The organism is Jannaschia rubra, assembly GCF_001403735.1.
In the GTDB taxonomy this organism is placed as follows: Bacteria; Pseudomonadota; Alphaproteobacteria; order Rhodobacterales; family Rhodobacteraceae; genus Jannaschia; species Jannaschia rubra.
In genome coordinates, this window is the sequence record NZ_CXPG01000020.1 from 95,294 (window position 1) to 111,398 (window position 16,105).

Genomic DNA, 16,105 nt, shown 5'->3' on the forward strand with positions numbered 1-16,105 from the left:
GTGCGTTTTCAAGCGTTTCCTTCGAATCGGGCCTTGGGTCGCAGTCGTCCGGGAGGGAGACCGTCATCCCCTTGGGGCAGAAATGGCGAGGGCCGATGGTATCGCGAAGCCGCACGCCCCGGTCATTGTCCGATCCGGTGCATCGCTCGTCCCACGGTGAAGCCGTGCAGGACGGTGGAGGCGAAGATCGTGAGCGCCGCGATGGTCCAGAGGTCCGCGATGTCGGCAAGGTCGGCATGGCCCGCCGCGTAGGCGAGGTAATAGATCGAGCCGATACCACGCACGCCGTAGATCGCGACGATGCCGCGCTCGGATCGTCCCAGCGTGGTTCCCCCCAGTGCCAGCCATCCGGCGATGGGACGCACCGCCAGGATCAGGATTGCCGCCATGAAGACGTGGCGCCAATCGAGGTCGGCCATGAGCGCGGGCAGCGCGGCCCCGAGGGCGATCAGAAGGAGGGCCGTCAGTGCGTGTTCGATGGCCTCCGAGAAGCTGTGCAGGTTACGGTGGTATCCGTGATCGCTCTCGATGCGGCGCAGGGACAGGCCCATGACGGCGACGGCGATGAAGCCGTAGCCCTCGATGAGTTCGGTCGAGCCGTAGCACAGGAAGACCCCCGCGATGGCGATGACGCCGGAGCCGGTGTCGGCCAGGCGGCTGCCGCGGGGCAGGTTGAACAGCACCTGCCCCAGTGCCCACCCCCCGGCCCAGCCGGTCAGGGCGCCCACGCCGATGCGGTAGAAGACGTCCTGAAGCAGCCATTGCAGGCCCCAGTCGCCGAACGACAGCCCCTGCACCGCGATAAGGAGACCGAGGTAGACGAAGGGAAAGGCGAGCCCGTCGTTCAGCGCGGCTTCGGTCGTCAGGGCGAAGCGGACGGGATGTTCTCCACCCTCCTGCGGGGGAGCGATTTGCACGTCGGCGGCGAGAACCGGGTCCGTGGGCGCCAGCACGGCCGCCAGGATCACCGCCCCGGCCACCGTCAATCCGCCGACGAGGACGCCCAGAAAGGCGATGGCCAGAATGGTCAGGGGCATGGCCACGATCAGAAGCCGCATCGTGGGGATCCATTTCCTCGCTGGTCCGATGTCGTCCACCCGCATGCCCGCGCCGAAGAGCGCGACGATCACCGTGATCTCGGCCACGATTTCCCATATCTTCGGCACCTCGCGGGGGTCGGCGGGCAAGGGCAGGTCGGGAAGGGCGAGGGCCGCCAGCGCCCCGAACAGGATCATCAAGGGCGCGGCCGTGGGCTCGCCCGAGGAGACCAGTCGGGGGAGCCAGCGGGCGAGAATCACGATGGCGCCGACGAGGGCCAGCACGACGTGATAGGCGCTGAACGAAAAGAAGGCGTCGTCGATCATAGGGTCCGATCTTCCGTTCCGCGCGCAGGCTGCGTTCGTCGGTGCCTATGCCGAACGCAGCGGATCGGGCAACCCTGTCCGTCGTCAGGCCGCCGGCGGCTCCTTCGCGCCGGTCATGAAGGCCACGGCGTCGGACATGGTGTAGTCCTTCGGGTCGATCACGCAGAGGCGCCGGCCCAGCCGGTGGATGTGGATGCGGTCGGCCACCTCGAAGACGTGGGGCATGTTGTGGCTGATGAGGATGATCGGGATGCCGCGGGCGCGGACGTCCTGGATCAGTTCCAGCACCTTGCGGCTTTCCTTGACGCCGAGCGCGGCGGTCGGTTCGTCCAGGATGATGACCTGGGACCCGAAGGCCGCCGCCCGCGCGACGGCCACGCCTTGCCGCTGTCCGCCCGACAGCGTCTCGACCGCCTGGCTGATGTTCTGGATCGTGGCGAGGCCCAGGTCGCTCAGCTTGTCGCGCGCGATCCGCTCCATCCGGGCGTGGTCGAGCTTGCGAAAGACCTTGCCCATGATGCCGGGCTTCCGCAGCTCGCGGCCCATGAACATGTTGTCCGCGATGGAAAGGGCAGGCGACATGGCGAGCGTCTGGTAGACGGTTTCGATCCCGTGGCCGCGGGCGGCGAGGGGGGTCGGGATGACGACCTTTTCGCCATTGAGGTGGATTTCGCCGCCGTCCGGCTGAACCGCGCCGGACAGCGCCTTGATGAGCGTGGACTTTCCGGCGCCGTTGTCGCCGATCACGGCCAGAATCTCGCCCGGGCGCAGGTCGAAGTCGCAGCGGTCGAGGGCGGTGACGCGGCCGTAGCGCTTGGTGAGGCCCTTGGCGGCGAGGACGGGGGTCATGAGGAGATCCTCCGGATCCACTGGTCGAGCGCGACGGCCAGGATGATGAGGCAGCCGCTGGCGAACAGCACCCATTGCGGATCGGCGCCGGCGAGCTTGAGGCCGGTTGCGAAGACGCCCACCGTTAGCGCGCCGAACAGGCTGCCCAGGATGGTGCCCCGCCCACCGAACAGCGACGTGCCGCCGATGACGACGGCGGCGATGCTGTCGAGGTTGGCCTCGAAGAAGGACGAGGGCGAGATGGAGCCCACGCGCCCGATGGCCGCCCAGGACGCCAGCGCCGCGATCAGCCCCGCGACCACATAGACCGACAGCAGCGTCGCGTCGGCGCGCACGCCCGCAAGCTCCGCCGCTTCCTTGTCGTCGCCCACCGCGTAGACGTGGCGGCCCCAGGCGGTCTGCGTCATGACATAGGCCAGCACGGCGAAGACCGCGACCATGAGCACCACCGCCCAGATCACCGGCGCGCCGAGGATCGTCACCGGATAGCCCCCGATCACCACGCGTTCACCGAAGACCTTGAGAAGCGGCGCCTCTGCGTCGAGGGTCTGGCTGCGGATCGATTGGGACCCGGTGTAGAGATAGACGGTCGCCAGGACGATCTGCCACATGCCCAGCGTCACGATGAAGGGGGGCAGCTTGACCCGCGTGACCAGAAGGCCCGAAATCATCCCGAGGATGCCGCCCGTGGCGAAGCCGCCGAGCACGGCAAGGGGCGAGGGGACGCCGTAGGTCACGGCGAGATGCCCCATGGCGACGTAGCTGAGCACCATGACCGCGCCGATGGACAGGTCGATCCCGGCGGTCAGGATCACCAGCGTCTGCGCCGCGGCGAGGATGCCGACGATGGAGACCTGCTCCAGCGTGATCTTGATGGCCAGTCCCGACAGGTTCCGGCCATCGGTCAGGGCCGCGAAGATCAGCAGCGACAGCGCGAAGATCAGGACCGGCACGATGGCCGGATGGTTGTGCAGGACGTGCTGGACCTTTTGCAGGACCGAGCGGTTCGGCTGTTCGAACTCCGGCGGCGGGTCGGCCGGGGGTCTGGCGGCCGTTGCATGAGTGATGTCGCTGGGCATCGCCCCCTCCCAAGATGCGATCCGCGGGGGCCGCGACGGCGCCCCCCGCTTCGGTCGGTGCGTCAGGCCGTCAGCCCCAGCAGCGGTCGAGCCCTTCCTCGACCGAGATCGACTCGATCCCGTCGACCGGCGCGTCGGTAACGAGGTTGACGCCGGTGTTGAAGAAGTCGAGGCCCTCGGTCGGCTCCGGCACGGTTCCGTCCGCCGCGTATTGCACGATGGCCTCGATCCCGAGACGCGCCATGTCGAGTGGATATTGCTGCGACGTCGCGCCGATGACGCCGTCCCGCACGTTCTGGACGCCGGGGCAGCCGCCGTCGATCGACACGATCAGCACGTCGTCGCGCCCGGCCGATTGCAGCGCCTCGTAGGCGCCCGCGGCGGCGGGTTCGTTGATGGTATAGACGACGTCGATCTCCGGGTCCTGCAGCAGCAGGTTCTCCATCGCACGCAGGCCGCCTTCCTCGTTGCCCTGCGTGACCTCGTGGCCGACGATGCGGGGGTCGTCCTCGTCGCCCCACTTGGTCTCATCCTTGATGTCGATGCCGAAGCCGGTGAGGAACCCCTGGTCGCGCAACACGCCCACGGTCGGCTGGCTTTCGTTGAGGTCGAGCATCGCGATCTTCGCGTCGTCGGGGTTCTCCAGCGTTGCCGCGGCCCAGGCGCCGATCAGGCGGCCCGCCTCGAAGTTGTCGGTGGCGAAGGTCGCGTCGGCCGCATCGATCGGGTCGAGCGGCGTGTCGAGCGCGATCACCAGGATGCCCTGCTCACGCGCCCGGCCGATCACGTCGGTAATCGCGGCGGTGTCGGAGGCGGTGATCAGGATGCCGTCGGCGCCTTCCGCGATGCAGGTCTCGACCGCATTCACCTGGGCCTCGTGGTCGCCGTCGACCTGGCCTGCATAGCTGGAGAAGCCGATCCCGGCCGCCTCGGCCGCGGCCTGTGCGCCTTCCTTCATCTTGACGAAGAAGGGATTGATGTCGGTCTTCGTGATGAGGCAGGCGGACACATCGTCCTGCGCCGCTGCCGTTCCGGCCATCGCGATGGCCGCGATCGCCGTCCCTGCGAATAGTCTTTTCATCTTATCCTCCCAGATCGCTTTCGTTGGCCCTGCCGGGCCCCGAGCAGCATCAGGAAACACGGCGACCCCGCCGCCGTCAATGAATTAGTAAACTTTCCTTAGTAAACCGTAACCGCTATCATCGGGGCCAACCAGCAAGGCAAGGCCATGAGAGGCGCGGTCGTCACATCCATCAGCCCTGGCCTGAGCCAGAAACGCGTGCGCGACCACAACGCCCGGCTGCTGCTGTCGCTGCTCCTGCGGCACGGGGATCTGCCGGGCAGCGATCTGGCACGGCTTTCGGGGCTGTCGGCGCCCACGGTGTCGGACATCCTGCGCGGTCTGGAAGCGGACGGGTTCCTCAAGCGGGGCGATCCCGTCCGGGGCCGGGTCGGCAAGCCGTCGCTGCCCATGCGGATCGACCCGGAGGGCGCGCTTTCCTGGGGGTTCAAGATCGGGCGGCGTTCGGCGGAACTGATCCTTCTCGACCTCGCCGGTGCGATCCGGGCGGAACGACGTCTGCCCTACGCGGAGCCGCATCCGGACGAGGTGCTGGCGTTCCTTGCCGCTGCGACAGCCGAAATCTGCGCGGGACTGTCGCCGCGACAGGTCGCGCGCATCGGCGGCATCGGCGTCGCGGCCCCGTTCGAGCTCTGGTCGGGCGACGAGGTCCGCCACCGCAGCCGGACGTTCCGCCACTGGTCGGGCGTCGACCTGCGCGACCGGATCGCCGGCTTCTCGGACCTGCCGGTGTCGATCATCAACGACGCCACCGCCGCCTGCCGGGCCGAACACATCTATGGGCGCGGCAGGGAGTTCAGCGACTACGCCTGTTTCTTCGTCGGAACCTATATCGGCGGCGGAATCGTCCTGAACAATTCGGTCTACGAGGGGCGGCGCGGCAATGCCGGGGCGCTGGGGTCGCTGCGGACGGTCGGACCGCACGGCGAAGGGCTGCAACTGGTCGATGCGGCGTCGATCCATCTGCTGGAGGACCGGCTGAGCGAGGCGGGTCTCGACCCGGAGGCGCTATGGCGGCAGCCACAGGATTGGTCCGCCCTGGCGCGCCACGTCGACCCGTGGCTGGGCCGGGTGGCGCAGGAACTGGCGGGCGCCTGCCTGTCGACCTGCGCGGTCGTGGATTTCGAAGCCGTCCTGATCGACGGCGCCTTCCCCTCGTCCATCCGGTCCGATCTGGTTGACCGGGTCCGACGTTACCTTGTCCACCAGGACAGTCGGGGCCTGATCCTGCCGCGGATCGAAGCCGGCACCATCGGCGCCAAGGCCCGCGCCATCGGCGCCGCGGCGGGACCGATCTCGTCGCAGTACCTGCTCGACACCAACGTCGGAATGGCGATCGCCTGAGCGTCGGACCGGCCGGCGCGCCGTTCGTTCCCGGAACGGACAAGCTTTCGTCGCATGGCCGGACGCGGCGTTGGCGCAGTGGTCCGCCGGACCCCGAAAACACGAACCCCCGGAAGCCGAGACTTCCGGGGGTTCCCGTGGTAGACCGTGGTGCCCAGGAGAGGACTCGAACCTCCACTCCCTTGCGAGAACTGGCACCTGAAGCCAGCGCGTCTACCAATTCCGCCACCTGGGCATCCACGGTGCGCGGTGGGTATCCCTGGCAAAAGGGACTGTCAATCGGTCAGTTGCGAAAATCGGCGCCCTTGCCCGGACCTTCCTCCGACGGTATCCGAGGTTCGAACAAGCGAGAGGCGCCCCATGCAGAAGCTCGTCACAATCTTCGGCGGTTCCGGTTTCATCGGCCGCTATGTCGCGCAGCGCATGGCCCGGGCCGGATGGCGCGTCAGGGTCGCCGTCCGCCGCCCGAACGAAGCGCATTTCGTCCGCATGTACGGGGCCGTGGGCCAGGTGGAGCCGGTCTTCGCCAACATCCGCGACGATGCTTCGGTCGCGGCGGCGCTCTCCGGAGCGGATGCTGTCGTCAACTGCGTGGGCATCCTGGCGCCGTCGGGCAAGAACGGCTTCGACAGCGTCCAGGCCGAGGGCGCAGGCCGTATCGCGCGGTTGGCAGCCGCGGAAGGCATCGACCGGATGGTGCAGATCAGTGCCATCGGTGCCGACGCTGACAGCCACAGCGACTATGCCCGCACCAAGGCCGAGGGCGAAGCGGCGGTGCTGGAGCATATGCCGGGGGCCGTGATCCTGCGCCCGTCGATCGTGTTCGGCCCCGAAGACGAGTTCTTCAACCGCTTCGCCGGCATGACCCGGCTGTCGCCGTTCGTGCCCCTGGTCGGCCCCGATACGAAGTTCCAGCCGGTCTATGTGGGCGACGTGGCCGAGGCGGTCGAGGCGGCGCTGGAGGGGCGCGCGCAGGCGGGCATCTACGAGTTGGGCGGCCCGGACATCCATACCTTCCGCGAGTTGATGCAACTGATGCTGCGCGTGATTCATCGCCGCCGGCTGCTCCTGCCGATGCCGTTCTTCGCGGCCCGGATCATGGCGAGCGTCCTTGACATGGGGCAGGCGGCGACGGGGGGGCTGTTGCACAACGGCACGCTGACCCGCGATCAGGTGCAGAACCTCAGGCACGACAACATCGTGCGCGAACGGGGGTTCGAGGCGCTGGGCATCGTGCCCACGTCGATGGAGGCCGTGTTGCCCGACTATCTGTGGCGGTTCCGGCCGTCGGGGCAGTACGCCGACATCAAGGACAGTGCCCGCAACCTGAAGCCGTGACGCGGCGGGGTCAGAGATAGGCCCAGCCGAGCAGGAAGGCCCCGAGCGCTAGTCGGTAGATGACATAGGGCGTGAAGCTGACCGACCGGAGCAGCCGCATCATCAGCGCCAGCGCACCGAGGGCCGCCAGGAACGACAGCCCCGCCGCCACGGCCGCATCGCGCAGGAGTGCGCCGCCCGGGTCGGCCGCCACGTCCAGCATCAGGAGCGCCGCGCTGGCCAGGATCGTCGGGATCGACATGAGCATGGCGATGCGCGCCGCCTCCTGGCGCTCGTATCCCATTGCGCGGGCGGCGGTGATGCAGATCCCCGACCGCGACGTGCCGGGAATGAGCGCGATTGCCTGCCAGAGTCCCATGACGAGAGCGTCGCGCAGGGACCAGTCGTCGATCGCCCGCCGCTGAGCTCCCACACGGTCGAACCACCAGAGGAGAAGGCCAAAGCAGATTGTGGACCAGCCGATGACGGCGACCGACCGCATCACCTCGGTCCCGAGGGTCAGCTTGAGGGCCAGGCCGGCGAGGATGACCGGCACCGTCGCCACCGCGAGGGCTGCGGCCAGCCGTTCGTCCGGCCCGCGCCGTCCGCGCATCAGCCCCCCCACACCACTCAGCGCGCGGCCCACGTCGCGGCGGAAATACAGCACCACCGCGCCCAGCGTCCCGAGATGGAGCGCGATGTCGAGTGCCAGTCCCTGATCGTCCATCCCCGTCAGCGCCGGCAGAAGGATCAAATGACCGGAGGAGGAGACGGGCAGGAACTCGGTGATGCCCTGCACCAGCGCAAGGAGGATGAGATGCCACAATGCCATGGTGATTCGCCTTTTTTCGGCGCACCATGAATCACCGCCGGGGGCAGGGAAAGGCAGCAAGTAAGACCGAAGCGGACCCTTATTTCTTCAGAACCGGGGGCTAGAAGGGCGCAAGCGGGAAAAAATCGTGAACTAGGTCAGCACGGTTGACTTTATATCGGATTCGCCATCAGCTAAGCGACGTTTCAGGAAAGCGCATTTGCAGAAGGGGGTCGGGATGGCGGCGAACAGGATGCTGAAGTTCGTGACGACGGACAGACACATGCCCGACAAGCGCGCGGCCGAGGATCGCCGTACCGATTTCGGCGAGATCTACCGCGAGTTCGCGGCGGAGCGTGCCGCCGAGCAGGCATCCCGCTGCAGCCAGTGCGGCGTTCCCTATTGCCAGACGCACTGCCCGCTGCACAACAACATCCCCGACTGGTTGCGCCTGGTGGCCGAAGGACGCCTGCGGGAGGCCTACGAGGTCAGTCAGGCAACCAACACATTTCCCGAGATCTGTGGCCGCATCTGCCCGCAGGACCGCCTGTGCGAAGGCAACTGCGTGATCGAGCAGTCGGGCCATGGCACCGTCACCATCGGCGCGGTCGAGAAATACATCACCGATACCGCCTTCGAGATGGGCTGGGTGCCCGCGATCCGCCCCCGGGCGGAGCGGACGGAATCGGTGGGCATCATCGGCGCGGGGCCGGGCGGTCTGGCCGCCGCCGACGTGCTGCGGCGGGCGGGGGTGCAGGTGACGGTCTACGACCGGCATGACCGCGCGGGCGGCCTGATGATCTATGGCATCCCCGGCTTCAAGCTGGAGAAGGACGTCGTGATGCGTCGCAACGCGCAGCTGGCCGACGGCGGGGTCGAGTTCCGGCTGAACACCGAGGTCGGGCGCGACATCACCTTCGACGAGATCCGCGCGCGCCATGACGCGGTGATCGTGGCCACCGGCGTCTACAAGTCGCGGGAGCTTCAGGGCGACAACCACGACGCGGGCGGGATCGTGCGGGCCATCGACTATCTGACCGCATCGAACCGGTACGGTCTGGGCGACGACGTGCCGGGGTTCGTGTCGGGCGAGTTGAACGCCGAAGGGCGGCGGGTCGTGGTCATCGGCGGCGGCGATACCGCCATGGACTGCGTCCGCACCGCCATCCGGCAGGGCGCGAGCAGCGTCCGATGCCTGTACCGCCGAGACCGCAGCAACATGCCCGGCAGCCAGCGCGAGGTGGCCAATGCCGAGGAGGAGGGGGTCGAGTTCGTCTGGCTGACCGCCCCCGCGGGGTTCGAGGCGGGATCGCAGGCGGCGATGGCGGGCGGCGTGGCCGTGAGCGGCGTGCGCGTGCAGACCATGCGACTGGGCGAGCCCGACGCGACCGGCCGCCAGAGCCCGGAGGCCATCGAAGGCGGCGATTACGTCGAAGGCGCCGACCTCGTCATCAAGGCGCTGGGGTTCGAGCCGGAGGAGTTGCCGACGCTGTGGTCGAAGCCGGAGCTGGAAGTGACCCGATGGGGCACGATCAAGGCCGATTTCCGTACCCATGCTACCCCGCTCGACGGGGTCTATGCCGTGGGCGATATCGTCCGGGGGGCATCGCTGGTGGTCTGGGCCATCCGCGACGGGCGCGAGGCCGCGGATGCGATTCTGGAGCGGTTCGATGCCCGGCAGGCGGCGCCCATCGCGGCGGAATAGACACCGGATCCGGCAATCCGAAAGGTCAGCTTGGCTGACGCATTCACCGTCGACGAGAGAGACATGGCGCTGACCATCGAGACCGTGCTGAAGGACGAGGAACTGGCCCTGCGCTGGCTGCCGGGCTCTGCACGGCGGATGGTCGTCGTCTTCACCGGCCTCAAGGCCAGGTTCGGCGGGCAGAAGCTCGATGAATTTGCGATGTCGGCGTCGCAAGGCGGCGAGAACAACGTCCTGTTCGTCACCGACCGCAGGGGCGGCTGGTATGCCGGACCGGATCTGTGGACCCGGATCGTGGGTCTGATCGGGTATCTGCAACGCGACGAGCGGATCGAGGAGATCGTGACGCTGGGCAATTCCATGGGCGGCTACGGCGCGCTGTTGCTGCCCCGTGACCTGCGGGTCACACGCGCCATCGCCTTTTCGCCGCAGGTCTCGATGGACCCGGCGCTGTCGGGCGACCGTCGCTGGCCCGACGTGGAGGCGACGGTCGGTCCCCTGCCGGAACGCGATCTGCCCGGCACGGTCGCGGCGAGCCGGACGCAGTACTATCTGGTCGCGGCACGCGGCTGCGCGGAGGACGTCGCACATCTGGCGCTGATGCCGGGGCATCGCCGCGTCCATCGCTGGATCCTGCCGGGGGGACGGCACAACATTGCGGGCGGGCTCAAGACGGCGGGCCTGCTGCCCGATGTGATCGACGCCCTCGTTCGCGGGCGAAAAGCGCGGGCGGACGCACTTCTGTCGCGCTATGCGGGGGAACTGGCATGAGCGGCGTGCTGGAAGGGCGGTGCCTGTGCGGCGCCGTGACGATCGTGGCGCGGGGCGTGCAGCGCGACATCGGCGCCTGTCATTGCGCCATGTGCCGCCGGTGGACTGGTTCGGTCTTCCTGGCCTTCACCGCCGAGGAGGTCACGGCAACGGGCGAGGTCACGCGCCATGCATCATCGGATTTCGCGGAGCGGGCGTTCTGCCCGCGTTGCGGCAGCCACCTCTGGATGCGGGACAAGGATGGATCCTGCGACCTGATGCCGGGTCTGTTCGACGGCACGTCGGACTGGCCGCTGACCTCCGAAATCTACGCCGACAGTGCGCCTGCGTGGTGCCGTCTGTCAGGCGACCATCCGCGCCGGACCGGCGCCGAATACGAACGCGACAACCCCTTCGTGGAAGGAAGCTGACATGACCCATTACTTCACCGACGCCGAACGCGCCGAAGTCGAACGCCGCCGGGCCATGGCGGATGCGAGCCTCTACCACGAGGAGAGCGAACATTCCTCCTGCGGGGTCGGGCTGGTGGTCAACGTCGACGGGCGCCGGTCGCGCCGGGTGGTCGAGGCGGGGATCGCCGCGCTCAAGGCGATCTGGCATCGGGGCGCGGTTGATGCCGACGGGATGACCGGGGACGGCGCGGGCATCCACGTCCAGATCCCGGTCGAGTTCTTCCGCGACCAGATCCGCCGCACCGGCCACGAGCCGAAGGCGGGCGTCCGCATCGCCGTGGGGCAGGTGTTCCTGCCGCGCGACAACTTCGCCGCGCAGGAGGTTTGCCGCACCATCGTGGAATCGGAAGTGCTGCGGATGGGGCACCACATCTATGGCTGGCGGCATGTTCCGGTGAACATCGAGTGCCTGGGGGAAAAGGCCAACGCGACGCGTCCCGAGATCGAGCAGATCCTGATCTCCAACGCCAAGGACGTGGACGAGGACACCTTCGAGCGGGAGCTCTATGTCATCCGCCGCCGGATCGAGAAGGCCGCCATCGCCGCGCAGGTGGGGGGGCTGTATCTGGCGTCGCTGTCGTGCCGGGGCGTGATCTACAAGGGGATGATGCTGGCCGAGCAGGTTGCGGAGTTCTATCCCGATCTCAAGGACGAGCGGTTCGAGAGCGCCTTCGCGATCTATCACCAGCGGTATTCGACCAACACCTTCCCCCAGTGGTGGCTGGCGCAGCCGTTCCGGATGCTGGCCCACAACGGCGAGATCAACACCCTGAAGGGCAACGTGAACTGGATGCGGAGCCATGAGATCCGCATGGCCTCCGCCACGTTCGGAGACCTGGCCGAAGACATCAAGCCCATCGTCCCCAAGGGCGCGAGCGACAGCGCGGCGCTCGATTCCGTGTTCGAGGTGATGGTGCGGGCCGGGCGGTCGGCGCCCATGGCCAAGACGATGCTCGTGCCCGAAAGCTGGTCGCAGTCGGCGGTCGAACTGCCGCAGGCCTGGCGCGACATGTACTCCTATTGCAACGCGGTGATGGAGCCCTGGGACGGGCCGGCGGCGCTTGCCATGACCGACGGGCGCTGGGTCTGTGCGGGGCTCGACCGGAACGGGCTGCGGCCGATGCGCTATGTGCTGACGGGCGACGGCGTCCTGATCGCGGGGTCCGAGGCGGGAATGGTCCCTGTGGACGAGGCCACGGTGGTCGAGAAGGGCGCGCTCGGCCCGGGCCAGATGATCGCCGTGGACATGGAGACCGGCACCCTGTTCCGCGACGCCGGGATCAAGGACAAGCTGGCCGCCGACCGCCCCTTCGGCGAATGGGTCGAGCGGATCACCGACCTGGAGGAGGTGACCAAGGGCGTGGCCGAGGCCGCCGTCCATTCGGGTGACGAATTGCGGTCGCGGCAGGTCGCGGCGGGATATTCGGTCGAGGAGCTGGAGCAGATCCTCGCGCCCATGGCGGAGGACGGGAAGGAAGCGTTGGCCTCGATGGGCGACGACACGCCGGCCGCGGTCCTGTCGGAACAGTATCGCCCGCTGAGCCACTTCTTCCGCCAGAACTTCAGCCAGGTGACGAACCCGCCCATCGACTCCCTGCGGGAGTTCCGGGTGATGAGCCTCAAGACCCGGTTCGGGAACCTCAAGAACGTGCTCGACGAGTCGGGGGCCCAGACCGAGATCCTGGTGCTGGAAAGCCCCTTCGTCGGCAACGCCCAGTTCCAGGCCATGTTTGCCCATTTCGAGGGGTCGGTGACGACCATCGACTGCACCTTCCCGGCGGGGGCTGAGCCGGGCGCGCTCCAGGCCGCACTGGAGCGGGTGCGCCAGGAGGCGGAGGACGCGGTGCGGTCGGGGGCGGGGCACCTGGTCCTGACTGACCGGATGCAGGGCCCGGACCGGGTGGCCATGCCGATGATCCTGGCCACCAGCGCCGTCCATTCGTGGCTGACGCGCAAGGGGCTTCGGACCTTCTGCTCGGTCAACGTGCGGTCGGCGGAATGTATCGACCCGCATTACTTCGCGGTGCTGATCGGCTGCGGGGCGACTACGGTGAACCCCTATCTGGCGCAGGATTCGCTCGCCGACCGGATCGACCGGGGCCTTCTGGACGGGACGCTGGACGAGGCGGTGGCGCGCTACCGCGCGGCCATCGATGCGGGGCTGCTCAAGATCATGGCCAAGATGGGCATTTCCGTCGTGTCGTCCTATCGCGGCGGCCTCAACTTCGAGGCGGTGGGTCTGAGCCGGGCGATGGTGGCCGAGTATTTCCCCGGCATGCTGAGCCGGATCAGCGGCATCGGCGTCACCGGCATCCAGCGCAAGGCCGAGCAGGTCCACGCGAAGGGCTGGCGGGGCGTGTCGAACGTGCTGCCCATCGGTGGCTTCTACAAGCAGCGGCGCACCGGCGAAAAGCACGCCTGGGAGGCGCAGACGATGCACATGCTGCAATCGGCCTGCGACCGGGGCAGCTATGAGCTGTGGAAGAGGTATTCGACGGCAATGCAGGCCAACCCGCCCATCCACCTGCGCGACCTGCTGGCGATCAAGCCCAAGGGCGACCCCATCCCGATCGAGGAGGTGGAAAGCATCACCTCGATCCGCAAGCGGTTCGTGACGCCCGGCATGTCGCTGGGCGCGCTGAGCCCCGAGGCGCACAAGCTGCTTAACGTCGCCATGAACCGGATCGGCGCCAAGTCGGATTCGGGCGAGGGGGGCGAGGACCCGGCTCATTTCGTGCCCGAGCCGAACGGCGACAATCCCTCGGCCAAGATCAAGCAGGTGGCCTCCGGGCGCTTCGGCGTGACCGCCGAATACCTGAACCATTGCGAGGAGCTTGAGATCAAGGTCGCCCAGGGCGCCAAGCCCGGCGAGGGGGGGCAGCTGCCCGGCATGAAGGTCACGGACCTGATCGCGCGGCTGCGGCACTCGACCAAGGGCGTCACGCTCATTTCGCCGCCGCCGCACCACGACATCTATTCGATCGAGGATCTGGCGCAGCTCATCTACGACCTCAAGCAGATCAACCCGCGCGCCAAGGTCACGGTCAAGCTGGTGGCGTCGTCGGGGGTAGGCACCATCGCGGCGGGGGTGGCCAAGGCAAAGGCCGACGTCATCCTGATCTCGGGCCACAACGGCGGGACCGGGGCATCGCCCGCCACCTCGATCAAATACGCGGGCCTTCCGTGGGAAATGGGGCTGACGGAGGCGCACCAGGTCCTCGCCATGAACAAGCTCCGCGACCGCGTGACCCTGCGGACGGACGGCGGCCTGCGGACCGGGCGCGACATCGTCATGGCGGCGATGATGGGCGCCGAGGAATACGGCATCGGCACCGCTGCGCTGATCTCCATGGGATGCATCATGGTGCGCCAGTGCCAGTCGAACACCTGTCCCGTGGGTGTCTGCACGCAGGACCCGGCGCTGCGGGCCAAGTTCACGGGGACGGCCGACAAGGTGGTCAACCTCATCACCTTCTACGCGCAGGAGGTGCGCGAGATCCTCGCCCAGATCGGGGCGCGCAGCCTCGATGAGGTCATCGGCCGCGCGGACCTGCTGACGCAGGTGTCGCGGGGGTCGGCGCATCTGGACGATCTGGACCTGAACCCGCTCCTTATCACCGTCGACGGGGCGGACCGGATCACCTACGACCGTAACCGCCCGCGCAACGCCGTGCTGGACACCCTCGACGCGCAGATCGTGGCCGATGCGGCCCGTTTCCTGGACGAGGGCGAGAAGATGCAGCTTTCCTACGCGGTGCAGAACACCCAGCGGTCGGTGGGCACGCGCACGTCATCGCATATCGTGAGCCGCTTCGGGATGCGCAATTCGTTGCAACCCGATCACCTGACGGTCAAGCTGCAGGGGTCGGCCGGACAATCGCTCGGCGCCTTCCTCGCCCCCGGCCTGAAGCTCGAGGTGTCGGGGGATGCCAACGACTACGTGGGCAAGGGCCTGTCGGGCGGCATGATCGTGGTGCGCCCGTCGATGGAATCGCCCCTCGTGGCGTCCGAGAACACCATCATCGGCAACACCGTCCTCTATGGCGCGACCGACGGCTTCCTGTTCGCGGCCGGACGCACGGGCGAGCGGTTCGCCGTGCGCAACTCCGGCGCGCAGGTGGTGATCGAGGGCTGCGGTTCGAACGGTTGCGAATACATGACCGGCGGCGTCGCGGTGATCCTGGGCCGGGTCGGGGCCAACTTCGGCGCGGGCATGACCGGGGGGATGGCGTATCTTTACGATCCCGATGGCCGCGCGCCCGCCCTGATGAACCACGAGACGCTTGTCACCTGCCCCGTCACCCATCCCCATTGGGAAGGGCAGCTTCGCAATCTGGTCGAACGCCACGCGGAGGAGACCGGCTCGAAACTCGCCCGCCGCATCCTGTCGGACTGGGAGGGGGAGGTCGGAAACTTCCTCCAGATCTGCCCGAAGGAGATGCTCCCGCATCTCAAGGTGCCCCTTGTCGTCGAAGCGGGCGCGATCCCCGCGGAGTGACGGGGGCCGAGGGGCGGCGTCGCCGCACGCCCCTCGGCCGCAACGCCCCTCATCCATCTTGACCCCGAAGCGGATCGCCTGTCTTTGGCCCCGTGGCGAAAAAATCGAGGAAACCGGCCCGCAGGGCATCGAAGCACGGGCTGCGGGCGCGCGGGGCGGCGGGGCTTCGGCGAGTCCGGCGCTGGCTGGTGCGGGGGGCGGCCGCAGGCGTGGTGCTGCTTCTGCTCTGGGTGTTGGCCTATCGCTGGATCGATCCGCCGACGACACCCTACATCCGGTCCGAAGCCGGGCGTCTGGGCGGGGTCAAGCGGACCTGGGTCGATCTGGAAGACCTTCCCGGCGGCGTGGCGCGGTCTGTGGTCGCGGCGGAGGACGCCAACTTCTGCCGCCATTGGGGCTTCGATGTCGCCGCCATCCGCGAGGCCATCGCAGACGGCGGCACGCGCGGTGCCTCGACCATCAGCCAGCAGGTCGTGAAGAACGTCTTTCTGTGGCAGGGCCGGTCCTGGCCCCGCAAGGCGCTGGAGACGACGCTCACCCCGGTGATGGAAACGCTCTGGCCCAAGCGGCGGGTGATCGAGGTCTATCTGAACGTGGCCGAGTTCGACGAGGGTGTCTTCGGTATCGAGGCCGCGGCGCGGCGATATTTCGGGCGCGGGGCGGCCGACCTGACCGACCGGCAGGCGGCGCTTCTGGCCGCGATCCTGCCCAACCCAAAGGAGCGAGACGCCGCCCGGCCCACCGATTTCATCGACCGCCGCGCCCGGTCCATCGCCAGCGGAGCGGCCACGATCCGCGCCGATGGGCGCGCGGTGTGCTTCGAGGATTGAAAAG

At 68.1% G+C, this 16,105-nt stretch carries 12 protein-coding genes and 1 tRNA gene; 7 read left to right on the forward strand and 6 right to left on the reverse strand.

Features of this window, described 5'->3' with window-relative positions; genetic code table 11:
* Positions 1–122 precede the first annotated feature (122 nt).
* From JAN5088_RS10105 to JAN5088_RS10120, 4 genes are all read right to left on the reverse strand, one after another.
* The gene (locus JAN5088_RS10105; RefSeq protein ID WP_055682695.1) at positions 123–1,364 is read right to left on the reverse strand and encodes a cation:proton antiporter; all 1,242 of its coding nucleotides are present in this window, start codon (positions 1,362–1,364) and stop codon (positions 123–125) included.
* Between the two features lie 84 nt (positions 1,365–1,448).
* Positions 1,449–2,213, reverse strand: a complete 765-nt coding sequence (locus tag JAN5088_RS10110) for an ATP-binding cassette domain-containing protein (RefSeq protein ID WP_055682696.1) — start codon at positions 2,211–2,213, stop codon at positions 1,449–1,451.
* Positions 2,210–3,292 carry an ABC transporter permease gene (locus tag JAN5088_RS10115; RefSeq protein ID WP_055682697.1) on the reverse strand — a complete coding sequence of 361 codons (1,083 nt, stop codon included), beginning with the start codon at positions 3,290–3,292 and terminating at the stop codon, positions 2,210–2,212. Before JAN5088_RS10115 ends, JAN5088_RS10110 begins: the two co-directional genes overlap by 4 nt.
* 70 nt (positions 3,293–3,362) lie before the next feature.
* Positions 3,363–4,373, reverse strand: coding sequence for a sugar ABC transporter substrate-binding protein (locus JAN5088_RS10120; RefSeq protein WP_055682698.1), 1,011 nt, complete (start codon positions 4,371–4,373; stop codon positions 3,363–3,365).
* 147 nt (positions 4,374–4,520) lie between these two features.
* Between JAN5088_RS10120 and JAN5088_RS10125 the strand changes: the two genes are divergently transcribed.
* Positions 4,521–5,717 (forward strand): ROK family transcriptional regulator, encoded by a 1,197-nt coding sequence (locus tag JAN5088_RS10125; RefSeq protein ID WP_055682699.1) that lies wholly within the window; start codon positions 4,521–4,523, stop codon positions 5,715–5,717.
* 148 nt (positions 5,718–5,865) lie between these two features.
* Here the strand turns inward: JAN5088_RS10125 and JAN5088_RS10130 are convergent.
* Positions 5,866–5,952: transfer RNA gene (locus JAN5088_RS10130), tRNA-Leu, on the reverse strand.
* A gap of 125 nt (positions 5,953–6,077) precedes the next feature.
* Between JAN5088_RS10130 and JAN5088_RS10135 the strand changes: the two genes are divergently transcribed.
* Complete coding sequence (locus JAN5088_RS10135) at positions 6,078–7,055, forward strand: complex I NDUFA9 subunit family protein (protein WP_055682700.1); 978 nt, start codon at positions 6,078–6,080, stop codon at positions 7,053–7,055.
* A 10-nt stretch (positions 7,056–7,065) separates the two neighbouring features.
* Here the strand turns inward: JAN5088_RS10135 and JAN5088_RS10140 are convergent, their stop codons facing one another.
* The gene (locus JAN5088_RS10140) at positions 7,066–7,866 is read right to left on the reverse strand and encodes an undecaprenyl-diphosphate phosphatase (protein ID WP_055682701.1); all 801 of its coding nucleotides are present in this window, start codon (positions 7,864–7,866) and stop codon (positions 7,066–7,068) included.
* 217 nt (positions 7,867–8,083) lie between these two features.
* Here JAN5088_RS10140 and JAN5088_RS10145 point away from each other — a divergent pair, with 217 nt between their 5' ends.
* The 5 genes from JAN5088_RS10145 (at position 8,084) to mtgA (ending at position 16,101) form a co-directional block, all read left to right on the forward strand.
* The gene (locus JAN5088_RS10145; protein ID WP_055682702.1) at positions 8,084–9,550 is read left to right on the forward strand and encodes an NAD(P)-dependent oxidoreductase; all 1,467 of its coding nucleotides are present in this window, start codon (positions 8,084–8,086) and stop codon (positions 9,548–9,550) included.
* A 30-nt stretch (positions 9,551–9,580) separates the two neighbouring features.
* Positions 9,581–10,321 carry a hypothetical protein gene (locus JAN5088_RS10150; protein ID WP_143114629.1) on the forward strand — a complete coding sequence of 247 codons (741 nt, stop codon included), beginning with the start codon at positions 9,581–9,583 and terminating at the stop codon, positions 10,319–10,321.
* A complete protein-coding gene (locus tag JAN5088_RS10155; protein WP_055682704.1) occupies positions 10,318–10,731 on the forward strand; it encodes a GFA family protein in 414 nt (137 codons plus the stop codon). The genes JAN5088_RS10150 and JAN5088_RS10155 overlap by 4 nt, the downstream gene beginning before the upstream one ends.
* A gap of 1 nt (position 10,732) precedes the next feature.
* Positions 10,733–15,271 (forward strand): glutamate synthase large subunit, encoded by a 4,539-nt coding sequence (gene gltB, locus JAN5088_RS10160; protein ID WP_055682705.1) that lies wholly within the window; start codon positions 10,733–10,735, stop codon positions 15,269–15,271.
* A gap of 92 nt (positions 15,272–15,363) precedes the next feature.
* Entirely contained in the window at positions 15,364–16,101 is a 738-nt protein-coding gene (gene mtgA / locus JAN5088_RS10165) for a monofunctional biosynthetic peptidoglycan transglycosylase (protein WP_055682706.1), read from the forward strand.
* Positions 16,102–16,105: the final 4 nt, after the last annotated feature.

What these genes read in the sequence shown, in the direction of transcription:
- JAN5088_RS10125 (WP_055682699.1), top strand. Translation starts at nt 4,521, where the DNA reads ATGAGAGGCGCGGTCGTCACATCCATCAGCCCTGGCCTGAGCCAGAAA.
- JAN5088_RS10145 (WP_055682702.1), top strand. Translation starts at nt 8,084, where the DNA reads ATGGCGGCGAACAGGATGCTGAAGTTCGTGACGACGGACAGACACATG.
- gltB (WP_055682705.1), top strand. Translation starts at nt 10,733, where the DNA reads ATGACCCATTACTTCACCGACGCCGAACGCGCCGAAGTCGAACGCCGC.
- JAN5088_RS10155 (WP_055682704.1), top strand. Translation starts at nt 10,318, where the DNA reads ATGAGCGGCGTGCTGGAAGGGCGGTGCCTGTGCGGCGCCGTGACGATC.
- JAN5088_RS10140 (WP_055682701.1), bottom strand. Translation starts at nt 7,866, where the DNA reads ATGGCATTGTGGCATCTCATCCTCCTTGCGCTGGTGCAGGGCATCACC.
- JAN5088_RS10105 (WP_055682695.1), bottom strand. Translation starts at nt 1,364, where the DNA reads ATGATCGACGACGCCTTCTTTTCGTTCAGCGCCTATCACGTCGTGCTG.
- JAN5088_RS10120 (WP_055682698.1), bottom strand. Translation starts at nt 4,373, where the DNA reads ATGAAAAGACTATTCGCAGGGACGGCGATCGCGGCCATCGCGATGGCC.
- JAN5088_RS10115 (WP_055682697.1), bottom strand. Translation starts at nt 3,292, where the DNA reads ATGCCCAGCGACATCACTCATGCAACGGCCGCCAGACCCCCGGCCGAC.
- JAN5088_RS10110 (WP_055682696.1), bottom strand. Translation starts at nt 2,213, where the DNA reads ATGACCCCCGTCCTCGCCGCCAAGGGCCTCACCAAGCGCTACGGCCGC.
- JAN5088_RS10135 (WP_055682700.1), top strand. Translation starts at nt 6,078, where the DNA reads ATGCAGAAGCTCGTCACAATCTTCGGCGGTTCCGGTTTCATCGGCCGC.